General features: G+C 29.6%; 9 protein-coding genes. 5 read left to right on the top strand and 4 right to left on the bottom strand.

Features of this window, described 5'->3' with window-relative positions:
• Genes VJY38_RS01005 through VJY38_RS00990 form a run of 4 tightly spaced genes read right to left on the bottom strand, consistent with a single transcriptional unit; the run spans position 1 to position 8,204 of the window.
• Positions 1-2,211: an alpha-L-fucosidase gene (locus VJY38_RS01005; protein ID WP_353678806.1), complete on the bottom strand. Its 2,211-nt coding sequence runs from the start codon at positions 2,209-2,211 to the stop codon at positions 1-3.
• A 6-nt stretch (positions 2,212-2,217) separates the two neighbouring features.
• The gene (locus tag VJY38_RS01000; protein WP_353678805.1) at positions 2,218-3,648 is read right to left on the bottom strand and encodes an alpha-L-fucosidase; all 1,431 of its coding nucleotides are present in this window, start codon (positions 3,646-3,648) and stop codon (positions 2,218-2,220) included.
• 18 nt (positions 3,649-3,666) lie between these two features.
• Positions 3,667-5,949 (bottom strand): glycoside hydrolase family 20 protein, encoded by a 2,283-nt coding sequence (locus VJY38_RS00995; RefSeq protein ID WP_353678804.1) that lies wholly within the window; start codon positions 5,947-5,949, stop codon positions 3,667-3,669.
• Positions 5,950-5,963: 14 nt separating this feature from the next.
• Positions 5,964-8,204 (bottom strand): glycoside hydrolase family 20 protein, encoded by a 2,241-nt coding sequence (locus VJY38_RS00990; protein WP_353678803.1) that lies wholly within the window; start codon positions 8,202-8,204, stop codon positions 5,964-5,966.
• Between the two features lie 263 nt (positions 8,205-8,467).
• On the opposite strand from VJY38_RS00990, the gene VJY38_RS00985 reads away from it, so the two are divergent.
• From VJY38_RS00985 to VJY38_RS00965, 5 genes are read left to right on the top strand one after another with little or no spacing between them, the layout of a single operon-like run.
• Entirely contained in the window at positions 8,468-10,402 is a 1,935-nt protein-coding gene (locus tag VJY38_RS00985) for a sodium:solute symporter family protein (RefSeq protein WP_353678802.1), read from the top strand.
• A gap of 16 nt (positions 10,403-10,418) precedes the next feature.
• Positions 10,419-12,926, top strand: coding sequence for a carboxylesterase family protein (locus tag VJY38_RS00980; RefSeq protein ID WP_353678801.1), 2,508 nt, complete (start codon positions 10,419-10,421; stop codon positions 12,924-12,926).
• Position 12,927: 1 nt separating this feature from the next.
• Entirely contained in the window at positions 12,928-15,864 is a 2,937-nt protein-coding gene (locus tag VJY38_RS00975; protein WP_353678800.1) for a GH92 family glycosyl hydrolase, read from the top strand.
• Positions 15,865-15,882: 18 nt separating this feature from the next.
• Positions 15,883-17,064 (top strand): ROK family protein, encoded by a 1,182-nt coding sequence (locus VJY38_RS00970; RefSeq protein WP_353678799.1) that lies wholly within the window; start codon positions 15,883-15,885, stop codon positions 17,062-17,064.
• Between the two features lie 51 nt (positions 17,065-17,115).
• Entirely contained in the window at positions 17,116-19,002 is a 1,887-nt protein-coding gene (locus VJY38_RS00965; RefSeq protein WP_353678798.1) for a sodium:solute symporter family protein, read from the top strand.
• The last annotated feature ends 52 nt before the right edge of the window (positions 19,003-19,054 follow it).

Raw genomic sequence — 19,054 nt, 5'->3', positions numbered from 1 at the left:
TTATTCAATTGTAATTTCATCAATAAATAACCAAGCTTTATCGCCTTTTCCAGTGTGCCACTCTGGACAGGTGCCTATGTTTTTAGCATAGAGTTTTATGTATTTGCATTTAATGTTTTCAAATTCAGCTTTGTAACTTTTTATTATAGTCTCATTTTCATTCTTCAGTTCTTCTTTAAAGCTATAAACAGTTTCATAATTTTTTCCATCGTTTGAAACAGAAATAATAACTTCCTGGGGAAGAAAAATATAAGCAGGAATATTTCTTAAAAAATTTACAGATACTGATTTCAAATTTTTCACTTCTTCCAGGTCAATAATTATGTCAATGTCATTACCATGATATCCCTGCCATTTACCATCATTAAAATTTGTTGTTCCATAAGCTCCATCAACTAATGCATATAAACCATTTGCACTGTATTTATCATCATATTTTGAATTGTTAATGATATTATATTTTGCTTTATAAAAAGTTTCTTCAAATGGTAAACTCTTTTTACCATTTTTTGAAATAGCATATGCAGTTACTTTTGTTTTTTTATTAACTACAATTTGATTTATGTATTTTTTAAATCTTTTTTCATTATTGAGTTTATAAAAAATTTTTGTGTCTTTCTGGTCTGATGAGATTGTAATTACAGTATGATCTTTGAAAATTTTATTTGTCGATTTTATTGATAATTCAGGTGGAGTTAAGTATAATCCGAAAGATGAAAGTGTAGGATTTGTTCTTGATTGTTCAATTACAATTCTAATTTTGTTGGTGGTAACTTCAGGAAATCTTAATAATCTTTTGTATCCTACTGTAGTTCCTTCAGCAATTTTTTGCCAGGATGAACTACTCCAGCTTTCAATATGAAATTTTTCAATTCGTTGACCTATTAAGATATTTTCCTGTAACATTGCACAATTAAACTTTATCTTTTTAGGGAAGGTTAATTCAATCCATGCTGATTGAATTGTGTCTTCAGTAGTCCAGTAAGTGTTATAGTTATTATCAAGAATATTTTTTGCATTATGATTTTTTAATTCATTCGATGCTTTTATCCTGGCATTTTTAGCTAAGTTAACATCAAAAGTTTTGTCCAGTAAATATCTTAAGCCTTTCAAACTTTTAATGTCATTTTCATGAATCAAACCATTTTTATCTGGTGGAATATTTAATAACAAAACTCCATTCAATCCTACTGAATTAAAGTAGATATCAAATAATTTATATGGCGATTTTACAAATTCATCATCTTCTTTATGATAGAACCATCTTGGTCGTATGGATACATCAATTTCTGCAGGATACCAGATAAGAGTTGAAGCATTAAAAATTTTATCTCTACTTCCCAGATCTTCATCGGTAAGATCTTTAGGAATGAAAGCACCATCAATTGCTTTTTGTTGTGAGTTAGCAGCAATATTATCTAAATTTTGGAATGAGCCAGGCAATACGCTCCATTCTGTTTTTCTTCCATAACCAGATTCTGTCCCAACCCATCTTACATCGGGACCCATAATTGCAATTACAGCATCAGGTTGTAATTCTCTTATTAATTTATAATATGAATTCCAATCATAGATTTCTTTTTTACAATTTGGTTCACCGCATGCACCATCAAACCATACTTCTGAAATTTTACCATAGTTTGTAAGTAATTCTCTCAATTGATTCATAAAGAATTGGTTATAATCTGGTGTTCCATAAGTTTTTTCATGCATATCCCATGGTGAAAGATAAATCCCAAATTTCAATCCAAATCTTCTACAGGCATCAGATAGTTCTTTTACAATATCACCTTTACCATTTTTATAAGGTGTTTTAGAAATATTATAATCTGTGTATTTACTGGGCCATAAACAGAATCCATCATGATGTTTTGCTGTAAGAATGACCATTTTAATACCAGCATCTTTTAATACTTTTACCCATTGATTGCAATCGAGTTTTTCAGGATTAAATTTTGAAATATCAGCATCTCTGATTCCCCATTCCACATCCATAAAAGTGTTGATACCAAAATGAATAAAACCAATAAATTCAAGTTTCTGCCATTCAAACTGTCTTGTTGCTGGTATTACATTGGCAGCTTTTCTTATAATATCTTCTTTTGTATCAGTAGGTAAAATTATTTTAATGTTTTCAGGTAATTCTTTTTTAATTTGTTGTGCATTAATGCACGTTAATAAAAATGATATAAATAAGAATATTTTTTTCATATCTAATTAAGGATTTATGATTTTAAATGTTATTGCAAATTTATGATTCGAATTATATCGTATTTCTTCTGGCAGATAAATTATAGTTTGATTTTTTCTTATTATCCAGCTTGGTTTTTGATGTTCACCAAGAATCGAAATTAACGATGCTTTTTTTGGAATGAACTTATTTAAAATTATTTTTTCGGGTAATACAGATTCATTTTCATCAATAAGATAGAACATATAATTTATTTTATCCGATACTTCTGTAAAGTAGATTTTTCCTTCTTGATATGGATATAGTGGTGATGAATTATAAATAGCTTCGCCATTTATTTTTATCCAATTACCAATTTCCTTTAATCTTTGATAAGCTGAGTCTTCAAAATCACCATCAGGTTTTGCACCTATTCCAAGTAAAAAATTACCACCACGTGCAACAATCTGAATTAATGAATGAATTAATTTTCTTGTCGATTTATATTCTAATCCTGGTTCATAAGACCAGCTTGGTGTCATAGGCATACATGTTTCCCATGGATAGGGAAGATGTTCATCTGGAATTTGGTTTTCCGGTGTAAGATAATTTTGATAAATTCCAGGAACTGCACGATCAACAACAATTAATCCAGGTTGTTTTGTTCTTGCTTTTTTTACCAGCAAAGGCATATTTATATCCTGGTTTTGTATCCTGTAAATATTAAAGTTCGATTTTTTTCTTTCTTCTTCTAATTCTTTTTCTGTGTATTTTCGAACCCAGCATCCATCGAGCCAGAGAATATCTATTCTTCCATAATCAGTCATCAATTCTTCAATTTGATTGTGAGTAAATTCAACAAACTTTTGCCATCTGTCTGGATATTTTGAAATATCATAATTAACATTTCGATCTGGAGTTGCAAATCTTCTCCACCAGTAATAATCTGAGTGCCAGTCAGGTTTGGAAAAATAAACTCCAATCATAAAATCTCTTTTTCTGAATTCTTCAAATAAGACTTTTGTAATATTAGCATTTCTATTTTTGTGAAAAGGGCATCTATTACTTGTAATTTTATAATCAGTAAATTTAGTATCGAACATACAGAATCCATCGTGATGTTTTGTGGTGAATACAAAATATTTCATACCAGCATCTTTAGCAGCTTCTGCCCATTTAGCAGGATCGAATTTTACAGGATTAAAAGTTGTCATTAAATTTTCATATTGCTTTTTGTATTCACAATAGTCTTCAATTTTTCTTTTGCACCATTCTTCATCTTCTGAACATAATGACCATGATTCAACAATTCCCCATTGACTTGAAGGAGCCCAATGAACAAGTAAACCAAATTTTAATTTCTTCCATTCTTCTAATTTTTTTAGAACCAGTGGATCTGTTTCGGGATAATATTCCTTAATTGCTTTTTCAATTTCTACAGCACCAGCATGTAAAGATTCTTTTTTTTCTTCTGCCATAATTAATCCTTAATTATTTTATTCGATTACAATTTCATCTGTAAAAATCCATGCTTTATCAGGATAACCAGGGTGCCATTGTGGACAGGTTTTAATACTTTTTGCAAATATCTTGATATATCTAACATTCATTGGTTCAAATTCAATAACAAAATTTTTTATAAAAGCAAAAATTGGTGATTTTAATTCATCTTTGGTAGCAGGGGTTGTGTTAATTATTTCTTTTACAGGTAGAAAATTTATTCCATCTTCAGAATAACTTACTTCAATTTTTTCTGGAAGAAAAATCCATGAAAAAACATTTTGTAAAAAAGCGATACTTACTTTTTTTACAACTGTAATTTTTTGTAAATCTACTATTACTTCCATATCATTTCCTTCGAAACCAGTCCAGTTGAATTTATGATCTTCATCACCACGAATTCCATCTGTTAATGATTTTTCTCTATTAGCAGGATATTTATCCCAGTCTGGTATTTTTAAAAACTTTACAGGTTTATTTAAAGCAAGTGGATTATACATTGTTTTAGAAACAATTGATTTATAGCTTGAAATATATTTTTCGGGAGTTAAGCCAGATTCATTTAAAAATACATCTTTGAGCGGAGCGGTTGTTTTTTCAAATTGATTTAATAAATTAAAAATGTAAGGATTAGGTTCATATTTATTATTAGCTTTTTTTATTACTAATTTATTTTTTGTGTGTGCAGTTGCCTTTGCTTGTTCAAGTTCTGCATAAATTAATGGGAGTCGAGCAATTTTAATTCTTCTAAGAAAATCTTTTTGATTCATCACAGATTTTTCGGCTCTGTCAAAAATATCTTGATATCGTTTCATTAATTCTGGTGTTAAGAAATATTTCATCTGTTCAACGGGATTACTGTAAATCCAAAGATTATGACCTGATTTAATTAATGCATTCTGCATTAAGTCTATGTATTCTCTTATAAACTTTCCAGCTTTACCATAATATCCATCAAGAAAATCATTCATAACAGAATCGATATTTACATAAGGATTCCACAAAAGTTTAGCGATAAGATATGTTCTAAGTTCGCCAAATTCTGTTGCATTTCGTTTACCAGCTCCTTGTTGAAACATCATTTTGATTTTGTGTTTGGCAAATAATTGAATATTTGGTTGAAGAATATGAAAGTTTGGAAATGGACTAATTAAATTTGAGAATTGAACCACATAATCCCAGAGAAAAATGTTATTGGTTAATCCTGTCCATCCTTTAAAATCTTCTATAAAACTTGAATTTGTTGAATCTGATTTATCATTAAGTGGCTTTGTTCTATAACATTCAATTGTACAGAGCATTATGTTAACATTTTTTTCTGGTTTTATATTTACAGGTGGTTTGCGACTATATTGATATGCCAGAGTTGAAATTATTTTATCTGGAAATTCTTTAGCAATTTTATTTACGAAATTAATAATTGAACCAGATGGAGAATTTTCAATGCTGTCGATTCTACTGCATTCTTTACACTGGCAGAAAGAATAATTATCGTTTTGAGAGACAGACCAGATTTTTGCATCGGGATTTTCTGCCATTCTTTTTTTAAGATTTTCAATAACAATTTTCAATACATCTGGATTGCTCAAACATAATTGTTCTGGTACACGTATATTTCCACGTAATGCAAAATATTCTGGATGCTTTTCAAAATATTGATCGGCTGGTAAAAGTGTCTGAAAAGTGTGTACAAACAATCCCCATATTTTTTTGTCTTCAGAATCAACAAGCTTATGCCATCTACAATATTCATCATTACTGGTTTCATAATAGTAAATATCTCTATATTCAAAAGCTGGATTTTCTAAAATGTTTATTGAAGGCAATGTAATAGTTTTTTGAGAAGGAATTTTTTTAAAAGTAGATGAGTACATTCTACAGCCAAGAAATCTTTCCAGAAATGTATAAATGGCATTTAATGTTCCTTTTCTCTTTCCACCAATAAAATATAATTTTTCATTTTCTGTTTTTATTATGAATCCATCATACTTTATACCTGATGTATCCACATTTGTTGAATGTTTATTTTTTCCGATTATGATTTCTCTTTGTAGAATTGGACTCTCGTCGTTAACAATAGGTATTATAGCTCCTGATATTTCAAAGATATATTTTTTTAATTCAGAAGCTGAGAGTGAATCCCAGTATGATGCTGAACTTGATATAACAATTTTATAATCACTCTTACCATTAGTTACAAGATGAAGTTTATTAGATGCTAAAAGGTTAGTAGATACAAAAATTGAAATGTATAAGAATATTTTAAAATTTGTTTTCATTATCAGATTGCAATTTATTCTACAATAATTTCGTCAATAAAAAGCCAGGTTTTATCTCCAGCACCTGGATGCCAGTCGGGACATTTCTTAATATTTTCAGCAAATACTTTTATATATCTTGCTTTTACTTTATTATAATCTGCAACAAAATCTTTTATTAAAATTTCAGAAGTTTTTTGCGGGATTTCATTTATAATTAACTTCTTATTTTCAAAATTAATCCCATCTTTTGAAAGAGAAATTTCTACTTTACTGGGAAGAAAGATCCATGAGTTTACATTTAAGAAAAATCTTGGTACAACTTTAGTAATTTCTTTTTCTGAATTTAAATCTATAATCACTTCGAAATCTTCTCCTTCAAATCCCTGCCATAGACCATCATGAAAATCAATTGTTCCAACGATGCCATCAGTTAAAGTTTTCTCTTCGTTTGCTCTATATCTTAAGTCATATTTATTAATGTAATTTACTTTTCCTTTCAGTGCTTTATGAAATGCAAATGAGAATTCAATTTTTTTATTGATATAATGACCATCTAAAAATCCACCAACAGTTACTTTAGTTGATTTATTAATAATTATAGGATCTTTATAAAGTGGTGAATTTGAATCCAGAGTATTACCATTAAGTGAGTATCTTATCTGAAGATTTTTTTGATTTGGTTTTAATGTAAGGATAAAATTATTTCTTGAATCATTATAATCAATATTGTATGTAATGATTTTTGATTCTCTTCCGTATTGGATGCCCAGAGCATTTAAATCTGAGTATGTAGTTTGGAGACGATTGTAAAAATTCTCATAATTTTTATTTTCTGGTAAAGTCCAGAAAACTTCTGAAAGTGCTAATATTCTTGGGAATAATTTACTATCGACAGTTTCTTGTGGAGCATATTCAGTCCATAAATTTGCTTCGCCACCGAGTATAAATTTTTTTTCTTCATCATTTAGTTCATCAGGTACAGGTTCAAATGAATAAGCAATTTGCAAATCAAGATTATCTGGATCGTAATTTAAATAAGTATGTGAAGTAGGAGAGCAAATTGTAAAGTGTTTTAATTTAGCTGCATCAATCGCTCCTTTATATCCACGCCATGATTGGACTATAGCACCTTTTGCAAGACCACCTTCGAGAATTTCATCCCAGCCAATTGCTTTTTTATTTTTTGATTGAAGATAATTTACAATTCGTTGAATAAAATAACTTTGAAGTTCATGTTCATCTTTAAGTCCTTCCTGTTTTATTCTTAATTGACATCTCGGGCATTCTTTCCATCTATCTTTTAAAACTTCGTCGCCACCAATATGAATATATTCACCGGGGAATAATTGAATGACTTCATCAAGAATATCCTGTAAAAAATAAAATGTCGAATCTCTTCCTGCACAATAAACATCTTTCATAACGCCCCAAAGATTAGTAACTTCAAAAGGACCACCAGTGCAGGAGTTTTCGGGATACGCAGCTAATGATGCAAGACAATGTCCCGGCATTTCAATTTCAGGAACTATATTAATAAATCTGCTTTTTGCATAATCAATTATTTCTTTTATATCTTCTTGAGTATAATAACCTCCATAAATAGAGCCATCAGCTTCTTTTCTCCATGCACCTATTTCAGTTAGTTTTGGATACTTTTTAATTTCAATTCTCCATCCCTGGTCATCAGTTAAATGCCAGTGTAAGGTATTGAATTTGTAATATGCAAGAATGTCGATATATCTTTTAATAAAGTCTTTTGTCATAAAGTGACGACTGCAATCCAGATTTAATCCTCTCCATTTAAATCTTGGTTCGTCTTCAATTATACATGAAATTAGTTTAACTGGACTTCCATCTTTTCGGATTTTATATTCATAAGGAATTAATTGAAATAAAGTTTGCATCCCTCTAAATATGCCTTCATAATCTGAAGAAATGATTTTAATCTCTTTTTCTGTAATCGATAAAATATATGCTTCTTTATTTTCTGGTTTTATTGAATTATCTAATTCCAGAACAATTTTATTAATTGGATTGGTGTTATCAGGTTTAATTGTGATTCCGGTAAATTCTTGAATTTTCTGGATAAAGTAGTTAGCAAGTGTATTGTTATTGCAAATTAACTTAGTGTTGCTTTCAAGAATGAATTCTCCTTTTTGAATATCAACTTTTTGTGGTAAAGGGATGAGATTAATACTTTTACTATCAGCTTTTACTATATAATTCAGGAAAGATAAAGTTATAAATGTTATGAATGTGATAAACTTATACATATTACATCCCGTGTATATTTTTTAATAAAAATAATTTACTATAAAAATTAATAAATATATATCAAAAAACGAAAAAATATTTTGATTATTTGTTATTAATTAATTAGTATAGTCATAATAAAATTATAGTATTTTTTATTAAAATAAAAACATCGATTAATTAATTAAAGTATTTTGAGTAGTGATTGAAATTTTAATTTCTATTTGATTTCAACTAATTTTGAAATTAAATCTAATTGACCAATTAAATTAGAAGGTTAATAATGGGGATCACATTTCTTGAAGTATTAATCGTTCTACTCTTTTTAAGTGTTTTATTTTATGGAGTTTATATTGGTAAAAAATATCTTCTAAGTGTTGCTGATTTTTTATCTGCTGGACGCTCTGCTGGAAGGTATATGATTACTGTTTCACAGGGGATGGCTGCTATTGGGGCTATTACTATAGTGGGTCAATGGGAAATGAATTATGTCGCTGGTTTTTGTCTTAGATGGTGGGAATTTTCAATGGCTGTTGTTTTATTGATAATTACTGTTACTGGCTGGATAATCTATCGATTTCGCCAGACTCGTGCTTTAACTGTAGCTCAATTTCTTGAAATGCGTTATAGCAGAAAATTTAGAATATTTGCCGGTATTTTAGCTTTTATTTCCGGTCTCCTAAATTTTGGAATATTTCCTTCTGTTAGTGCCAGATTTATTATTTATTATTGTGGTCTTCCTTTATCATTAAATATTGCCGGTTTTGAAATTTCTACATATCCACTCGTAATGATTGGCTTCCTGTCAATTTCACTTTATTTCGTTTTTGCTGGTGGTCAGATATCAATAATTATAACTGAATTTATTCAGGGTGTTCTATCAAATCTTACTTTTATTGCAATTATTGTATTCAGTCTTCTACTTGTAAACTGGGACCAAATATATCAAGCTGTAACTTCGGTGCCCGAAAATGCATCTTTAATAAATCCATACAAAACGAGTGAAGTCCCAGATTTTAATTTCTGGTATTTTTTAATAAATGTAGCTGGAGTAATTTATGCAAAGATGTCCTGGCAGGGTTCTCAAGGATTTTATTCTTCTGCAAAAAGTGCTCACGAAGCTAAAATGGGTGAAGTATTAAGCAACTTGCGAGATATTCCTAAATGGTTATTTCTTGTCTTTATACCTGTAGTAGCTTTTACAATTCTTCATCATGTTGATTTTCAAAATGTTACTAATAATGTAAATCAAACACTTTCTACAATTAATAATGAAGCTGTTAAAAATCAATTAAGGATTCCTTTGGTTCTCTCTAAAGTTTTACCAGTTTATTTAAGGGGTGCTTTGCTTGCTGTAATGATAATGGCTACTATTGGGACTCATAGTTCTTACATGCATTCATGGGGCAGTATTTTTATTCAGGATGTTTTAATGCCTTTTAGAAATAAATCTTTTACACCTGAACAACACTTGAAACTATTGAGATATGCTATTCTGGGTGTTTGCATATTCATTTTTATATTTAGCTTGGTTTTCCCTATGACAGATTATATCTTTTTATATTTTGCAATAACAGCAGCTATTTTCGTTGGTGGTTCTGGTGCTGTAATTATTGGGGGTTTATACTGGAAAAGAGGAACAACTGCTGCAGCATGGTCTGCTTTAATTGTGGGCTCTATTACAGCTGTTACTGGAATAATACTTCAACAAATTTATCCTGATTTCCCGATCAATGGTCAATACTTTTGGGGAATTGCAATGGGTTTGTCTTCTCTTGTATATGTTTTAGTCTCTTTACTCGGTAAAAAAAGTGAATTTAATATGGATAAAATGTTGCATAGAGGTCAATATGCAATTAAAGAAGAAACTGTAATTGTTAATGAGGTACCTCTCAAAGGATGGAGAATTCTGGGTATTGGAAAAGAATTTACAAAAGGGGATAAAATTATTTATGTGATCTCTTATGTATGGACTTTTATCTGGGTAGCTATTTTTATAATTGGCACTATTATTAATCTAACAAATGATGTTCCTGACTCTTCATGGATGGCATTCTGGAGATTCTATGTTATATCTAACCTTATAGTATCATTTATAATTATTATTTGGTTTTTAGTAGGTGGATTAAAAGATTTTAAAGATATGATGAATAGACTTAAAAATATGGTAAGAGATCATCTTGATAATGGAACTGTAAGAAAAAATTATAACGATTAATAATTATGAGGTAAAAATGAGAGTCAAACTAATTTTTATCAATATTATTTTATTATTATTCTTTATTAATTCATTAAGTCAACAAAAAGATACTTTAGTTCTTAAAGAGGGACTTGTAATAAAACTTCCTGCTTCTGTAAGAAATAATATTCTGGCTCCAAATCCAATTGTATCATCTATCGAACTGGATAAATGGAAAACTCCACAGGAAGGAAATTTAGTTCAGTTCGATAAAGGTCTATTAAAAAAATGGGAAGTGATTAAAGCTGATAATTCAGGTTGGTTTAAAAGTGATTCTTTAAGAAATGCTTATGTTTATATCGAATATAATTCAAATAAAAGGCAAATTGTTCTTCTTGAAGCAATGGGAAATGAAATGGTTTATGTGAATGGATCTCCTTATTCAGGAAATCCTTATCGTTACAAAGACACTTATGAATCATGGGAACCAAGATTTGATTATTCATTAATTCCTGTTCTTCTAAATAAAGGGAATAATCAATTTGTTTTTGAATGTAATCGAGGTGTTTTAAAAGCAAAATTACATTTTGAAGTTCCTGAATTAATCTTGAATGAATTTGATTTTACACTTCCAGATATTATAATTAATCAGAAAGTTGAAACTTATGGAGCTGTATCAATAATTAATTCTTCTGAAAAATATTACCAGAATTTGTTTTTTAAAGTTTATTCATCTAATAATACACCAGTCTATACACAGGTAGAAAATCTTAATCCACTATCAATTTATAAAGCTCCATTTAAAATAATTTTACCAGCACAAACTAAAAAAGGTGAAATTGATTTAAATATAGAACTTATTCAAAAAGAGAAGAATGAAGAAAAAATATTAACTTCAATAAAAACAAAATTAAAAGTTGTTGAACCAAACGAAACTCACAAAGAAACCTTCATTAGTAAGCTTGATAATAGTGTTCAATATTATGGTGTAAATCCACCACAAAATTTACAGAGTAAACCAGCTTTATTTTTAAGTTTACATGGTGCTGGTGTTGAAGCTATTAATCAAGCACATTCTTATGGTCATAAAAATTGGGGTTATATTGTTGCTCCAACTAACCGAAGACCTTATGGATTTAATTGGGAAAATTGGGGACGAATAGACGCACTCGAAGTATTAGAACTTGCTATAAAAAAATTTAATATTGATGAAAATAGAATTTATTTAACTGGTCATTCAATGGGTGGACATGGAACATGGCATCTTGCTGTGAATTATCCAGATAAATTTGCTGCTATTGGTCCAAGTGCTGGCTGGATTAGTATCTGGTCGTATCGAATTAGAAGTATGATAGATACAACTAAAGTTAAAGAAATGTTATTGAGATCTGCAAGACAAAGCGATACTTACAAGTTTGCAACAAACCTGAAACAAAATGGAATTTATGTAATTCATGGCGATGCAGATGATAATGTTCCAATTCAGCAAGCTCAATCTATGGTTGATGTACTCTCTAAATTTCATAAAGATTATGAATTTCATATTGAAAAAGGTGCAGGCCACTGGTGGGATAATTCAGATGAAGATGGGGCTGATTGTGTTGATTGGCTTCCAATGTTTGATTTCTTTGCACGGCATTCTATACCAGGAAAAGATAAAATTAAATCGATAAGTTTTATTACAAATAATCCTGCTATATCATATAAAAATAACTGGGTGGAAATAATTAATCAGAAAATACAACAGGAAGAATCTAAGATCGATATCAGATTAGAATACGGTAAAAAGAAATTTGCTGGCTCTACTTCCAATATTGAACTTCTTGCTTTAGATTTATCAATGCTGCCAGATGGTGAAAAATTTTCTATTGAATTAGATAACCAGTTAATTGCAAATATTAAAGTTCCTGATTCAAAGAAGATTTATTTGAAAAATCAAGATGGTAAATGGTTACTTTGTGATAAACCATCAAAAATTAATAAGTATCCACAAAGATTGGGAAATATTAGAGAAGTATTAAATAATGATGTAGTTTTTGTTTATGGTACTCACGGCAATAATGAAGAAAATAAGTGGGCTTTTGAAAAAGCAAGATACGATGCAGAAAAACTCTGGTATCAAGGGAATGCATCTATAGAAGTTATAAAAGATGATGATTTTGATCCAGCAAAATTTAAAGATAGAAATGTAGTTCTCTTTGGAAATAAAAATACTAATTCTGCATGGAAACTTTTACTTGATGAATCACCAATACAGGTTCTTAATGGAAAAATTATTATTGGTAAAAAAGAATATAAAGGAAAAAATATTGCATGTTTAATGATAAGACCAAGAAAAGACAGTGAAATAGCAAGTGTTGCAGTAATATCTGGTACGGGTTACTCAGGAATGAAATTATCAAATTTTTCTCCTTACCATCATCCTTATGTTAGTTTACCTGATGTTGTAATATATGATGATGAAATAACAGTTTCTGACGAAGCTGGGGTTAAGTTTACTGGATATTTTGGAAACGATTGGAGTTTAGAAAAAGGAGAATTCATAAATAATTTCAGGAATTGAAATGAATAGAATAAAATTTATTCTAATTTTTATATCGATTATAACTTTTAATAATTATGGTCAACAAAGATTGACTGATTATGTTAATCCTTTTATTGGGACTGATGCTCATGGACATACATTCCCGGGTGCTTCGTTACCATTTGGTATGGTACAATTAAGTCCAGATACCGATACAGAAGGTTGGGATTGGTGTTCAGGATATCATTATTCTGATAATTCAATTATTGGCTTTTCTCATACACATCTAAGTGGTACAGGATGCGGTGATTATGGCGATATTTTGTTTATGCCTATTACTGGTGAATTAAAAATAGAACCTGGTAAAAAAGAAGATCCGGATTCAGGTTATCGTTCAAGATTTAAACACGAAAATGAAATTGCTAAACCTGGATATTATTCAGTATTTCTTGACGATTACAAAATCAAAGTTGAATTAACAACTACTTTACGAGCTGGATTTCATAAATATATTTTCCCTGAATCAAACAAATCTTACATTCTTGTAGATCTGATTCATGGTATACAGGATAAAACTGTAGAATCGAAAATCGAAATTATTAATAATAATACAATACAGGGATACAGAAAATCATCAGGCTGGGCTAAAGAACACACAGTCTATTTTTATGCTCAATTTTCAAAACCTTTTAAATCATATGGATTGATTAATGATAATAAAATCTATAAGAACTTATTAAAAACAATCGGTAATTCTGTAAAAGCTTTTTTTGAATATGAAACTAAAAATAATGAATCAATTTTGGTTAAAGTTGGAATTTCTCATACAAGTCTTGATGGTGCAAAGAAAAATTTATTTAAAGAAATACCACACTGGAATTTTGAATCAATAAGAAAAAATGCTGATGATGAATGGAATAAACAATTGTCTTCAATTTTAGTTGAAGATAAGGATGCAAGAAAAAAGACAATTTTTTATACTGCACTGTATCATGCCTTCTTAAGTCCAAATATTTTATCCGATGTTGATGGTAGATATATCGGGATGGATGGTAAAATACATAAAGCAAAAAATTTTAATATGTATACAGTTTTTTCTTTGTGGGATACTTTTAGAGCATTGCATCCTTTGTTAACAATTGTTGATAAAAAACGGGATGCAGATATGATTAAATCGCTACTGGCAAAATATGATGAGAGTGGTCTTTTACCTGTGTGGGAATTAGCCTCTAACGAAACTGGAACAATGATTGGCTATCATTCAATTCCGGTTATTGCCGATGCTTATATGAAAGGAATTAGAAATTTTGATATTAATAAAGCTTACAAAGCGATGAAAAAGAGTTCAATGCAAAATATTAATGGACTGGATTCATACAGAGAAATGGGCTACATTCCTTCCGATTTAGAACACGAGAGTGTTTCAAAAACACTTGAATATGCTTATGATGATTGGTGTATAGCTCAAGTAGCTAAAGCTCTTGGATATGAAAAAGATTATAAATATTACATTGAACGCTCAAAGTATTTTATGAATTTATTTGATCCATCAACTAAATTCTTTAGACCAAAGAAAAATGGTAAATGGGTTGAACCTTTTGATCCTTATCAGGTAAGCAGAGATTATACAGAAGCAAATGCCTGGCAATATTGCTTTTTTGTTCCACATGATATAAATGGTTTAATTAAATTGATGAACGGAGACAAAAGTTTTGAACAAAAATTAGATGAACTTTTTTCTGCAGAAAATAAATTATATGGAAAGTATCAACCTGATATTACTGGATTAATCGGTCAATATGCACATGGAAATGAACCAAGTCATCACATTGCTTATCTTTATAATTATGTTGCAAAACCATGGAAAACTCAAAAGCTGGTCAATGAAATTCTTAATAAGTTTTATACAGATAAACCTGATGGCCTAATTGGTAACGAAGATTGTGGTCAGATGTCTGCATGGTATATTTTTAGTTCAATTGGATTTTATCCTGTCTGTCCAGGAGATAATAAATATATTATTGGTACACCAAGCTTTGATAAAGTTACTATAAAAGTTGATGACAATAAATTCTTTACAATAATTGCAAAAAATTTATCCGATAAAAATTATTATATTAGCAAAGTGCACTTAAATAATAATGATTATTCATATTCATATATAAATCATAAAGATTTAGTAAAAGGAGGAAATATCATTTTCGAGATGAATTCTCTTCCTTCAAAGTGGGCTTCAGAAAAACAATATTCTCCCGAATCGTTTGTAAATCTGGAGTTCGTGCCAGTTCCATACCTTGTAACAGGAGAAAAAGTCTTCAAGGATTCTACTATAGTAAAACTATCATCAATTGAAGATTGTGATATTTATTATTCTTTTAATGATAAAGATCCATTAAAATATGGTGTAAAATATACACAGCCTGTTTCAGTCAAAGATAATTCTTCAATTAATTTTGTTTGTTATAAAAATCAAAAATTTAGTAAGCCAGTAAAAAGCCTGTTTTATAAAATTCCAGAAAACTGGTCAATTAAATACAACACAAAATATAGTAATTCTTATACTGGTGGAGGTTTCTGGGGATTAATTGATGGTATTAAAGGTACAGAAAATTTTAATTCAGATGCATGGCAGGGTTATGAGGGGGACGATTTAGATGTTATTATCGATTTAGGAAAAACTACAGAAATTAGTTATATAAGTTCATCCTATCTACAAAAAATAGGTTCATGGATTTTTTATCCAACGAGTGTAGAATATTATATTTCAAATGATGGGAAAAGCTATTCAAAGATTTTTGATGTTGAAGTTGGTGTTGGAAATAAAATTGATGGAATAAAAAATATTGAAACAAAATTAGAAAAAGTTACTACTCGATTTATTCGTGTCTTTGCAAAAAATATTGGAGTTTGTCCAGATTGGCACATCGGTTCAGGCAAGAAAGCCTGGTTATTTATCGATGAAATTACTATTAAATAAATTTTATCAGGTATAAGAATGAAAAGCAAAAAATTACTTTCACTTCATGCCAGAATTGTAAAAGATATAAACGAACAATTGGTTTTAAAACTAATACAGGAACACGATATTATTGCCAGTTCTGAACTTACAAAAATTACAGGGATGCGACCCTCGACAATATTCAATATTCTTAATAGCTTATCTTCAAAATCATTTGTAACATTTTATGGTAAAGGAGATTCTACTGTAAAAGGTGGTAAAAAGCCTTATCTATGGACTTTAAATAAAGATGCTGCTTATGTAATTGGTCTCGATATCGAAGTAGGTGAAATGTCTTTAGTAGTATTGAATTTTAAAGGTGAAGTAATCTCTAAAAAAACTATTAAGAGACATACAGGTAACACTGTTGATGAATTAGCAACTAATATTATAAATGCCGTTAATGAAATTATTAGTGAAAATAATTTAGAACAACAAAAAATTCTTGGATTGGGTATTGCTTTTGCAGGTATAGTTGATTGTTATAATGGAGTGGTTTTAATGTCAAGCATTTTACCAGAACTTAATTTTAATCTATTAGAAAAATTAAAACAATTACCATTCCCAGTACTGATTGAGAATAATGCAAATGCAGTAGCAATAGGATATAAATTGAAAGGTGGTGAAAAATCTAAAAAGAATTATCTTGTAATATTGATTGAAATTGATCAAAATGTTAGTGGACTTGGTATTGGTATTGTAATTAACGGTGAATTATATCGTGGTTCATCATTTTGTGCAGGAGAACTTTATCCACATCTACCAACATTAAGAGAATTCTTAACTACATATAAAAGCAGATTTTCTGAAGGAGAATACTTAAGAAATTATCTCACTTCAATTGATGATATTAATGTTGATTTTCTTCTTTATGCAGCAAAGAATGGAGATAAGATTGCAAGACTCATATTTTCTAAAATTGGAAGTATAATTGGCCAAACAATTGCGCCTGCAGTTGCTCTTCTCAACCCTGATGCACTTATTCTTACTGGTGTAATTTCTGAACTCGAAGATGTTCTTATAGAATCTATACGTAAAGAAATAGAAATGAGAGTTATACCAATAACAAATGATACATTAGAAATCATTGTCGATAATTATCATCAATATTCAGTTGCTGTTGGTGCAGCTGCTTTAATTCTCGAAAATTTCTTTAAGGTAGGAGTAGTTAAACAATAAAATACACTGCTAATTTTTTAAGATCTTTCTTAATCTTCTTGGGAGTATCAGATGTCTCACCTAAATTTTATTGATATACTCATCATTGTTTTGTATTTCATTGTAGTATTTTTAATCGCATTTTACTATTCAAAAAAAGCTGGTCGTTCCACAACAGATTTCTTTTTATCAAACAGAAATCTTCCATGGTATATTGCAGGAACTGCTATGGTTGCAACAACCTTTGCAGCCGATACTCCACTGGCTGTAACCGAGCTTGTAGCTAAAAATGGAATATCTGGTAACTGGTTATGGTGGAATATGGCAATCGGTAGTATGTTAACTGTGTTTTTCTTTGCAAAGCTCTGGCGGCGTGCAGGAATAATGACAGATTTAGAATTTATTGAATTACGATATTCTGGTAAAGCAGCTTCTTTTTTACGAGGTTTCAGAGCATTATATCTCGGTTTATTTATGAATGCAATTGTACTGGGCTGGGTTAATAAAGCTATGGAAAAAATCTTTAGTGTTGTATTTCCTGAGTTCGATGCTTTTACATTAGTTATATTGTGTGCTTTAATTATAGCTATTTATACTTCTGCTTCTGGATTACTTGGTACATCAAGAACAGATAGTTTTCAATTTATATTTGCTATGATTGGTTGTATTATACTTGCAGTTGTTGTAATAAGATTACCAGAAGTAAATGGTTTGAGTGGATTAAAAAGCAAACTTTCCAGTGAAATTATTTCTTTTATTCCCAAAGTTGAAATGAACAATATTACAAATACTGGAACAAATATTCTTACAATTTCTTTATGGGCTTTTTTAGCTTATATAGGTTTACAATGGTGGTCAAGCTGGTACCCCGGTGCCGATCCGGGAGGTGGAGGATATATTGCTCAAAGAATGATGTCTGCAAAAAATGAAAAACACAGTCTATTTGCAACTTTATGGTTTACAATTGCTCATTACACTATAAGACCCTGGCCCTGGATTCTTGTTGCTCTTGCTGCATTAATAATTTTACCACACTCACAAAATTTAGAAACATTAAAAAATGAAAATCCTTTCTTGTTTAATAAATGTGAAGAAGTTTTTCAGAATAAAAAATTACTATCATCCGATGATCCTTTGATTCATTCAAATGAATTCAAACAGTTTTACGATAAATATGAAAATACTGTTGACCCGGGTGTTATGTATCCTAAGTTGATGGTTAGATATTTACCAAATGGATTGCTTGGTTTATTAATCGCAGTTTTTTTAGCTGCTTATATGTCAACAGTAGCTTCTCAATTAAATTGGGGAACATCTTATATCATAAATGATTTTTATCGAAGATTTATAAATAGAAATGCTGAAGAAAAACATTATGTCCTTATTTCAAGAATTGGAATTATTGTTATGACAGTATTTTCTCTCCTGATAACAAAATACTTTCTTACAACAATTTCTGGTGCCTGGATGTTTATATTAAATACAAGTGCAGGATTAGGTGGTGTTTTAATTCTTCGCTGGTACTGGTGGAGAATTAATGCCTGGTCAGAAATTTCTGCTATGATTGCTCCAGTTATTATTTATCCAATTTCAGTTTATTTATTACATTTAGAACCACCTATAACATTGTATCCAATAGTCATTGGAACAACTATAGTATGGTTGTTAGTTACTTATTTGACTAAACCAGTTAATGAAAATAGACTTGTTGAATTTTATAAACTAATAAAGCCAGGTGGAATTGGCTGGAAAAAATTCTCAAATAATGATAGAAATGTTCCTTTCCGAAAATTATTTGTTAACTGGCTGATGGGAATTTTACTTGTTTATTCATTTTTATTTGGTATTGGTAATTTGATATTTCTTGATTATATCAAAGGAATAATTTTATTACTGTTAAGTTTATTTTCTGCATTGATAATTTCATTTAATCTCAAGGAAAATGAACAAAAGATTTAAATCGAGCTCTTTAATAAATAATTAAGAATTTTTTATTTGTTCTCAATATTCT

Source organism: Rosettibacter firmus, assembly GCF_036860695.1.
Classification (GTDB): domain Bacteria; phylum Bacteroidota; class Ignavibacteria; order Ignavibacteriales; family Melioribacteraceae; genus Rosettibacter; species Rosettibacter firmus.
Note: the sequence above shows the minus strand (reverse complement) of the source record. Positions and strands in the feature narration are given on the sequence as shown.

What these genes read in the sequence shown, in the direction of transcription:
- VJY38_RS01005 (WP_353678806.1), bottom strand. Translation starts at nt 2,211, where the DNA reads ATGAAAAAAATATTCTTATTTATATCATTTTTATTAACGTGCATTAAT.
- VJY38_RS01000 (WP_353678805.1), bottom strand. Translation starts at nt 3,648, where the DNA reads ATGGCAGAAGAAAAAAAAGAATCTTTACATGCTGGTGCTGTAGAAATT.
- VJY38_RS00995 (WP_353678804.1), bottom strand. Translation starts at nt 5,949, where the DNA reads ATGAAAACAAATTTTAAAATATTCTTATACATTTCAATTTTTGTATCT.
- VJY38_RS00990 (WP_353678803.1), bottom strand. Translation starts at nt 8,204, where the DNA reads ATGTATAAGTTTATCACATTCATAACATTTATAACTTTATCTTTCCTG.
- VJY38_RS00985 (WP_353678802.1), top strand. Translation starts at nt 8,468, where the DNA reads ATGGGGATCACATTTCTTGAAGTATTAATCGTTCTACTCTTTTTAAGT.
- VJY38_RS00980 (WP_353678801.1), top strand. Translation starts at nt 10,419, where the DNA reads ATGAGAGTCAAACTAATTTTTATCAATATTATTTTATTATTATTCTTT.
- VJY38_RS00975 (WP_353678800.1), top strand. Translation starts at nt 12,928, where the DNA reads ATGAATAGAATAAAATTTATTCTAATTTTTATATCGATTATAACTTTT.
- VJY38_RS00970 (WP_353678799.1), top strand. Translation starts at nt 15,883, where the DNA reads ATGAAAAGCAAAAAATTACTTTCACTTCATGCCAGAATTGTAAAAGAT.
- VJY38_RS00965 (WP_353678798.1), top strand. Translation starts at nt 17,116, where the DNA reads ATGTCTCACCTAAATTTTATTGATATACTCATCATTGTTTTGTATTTC.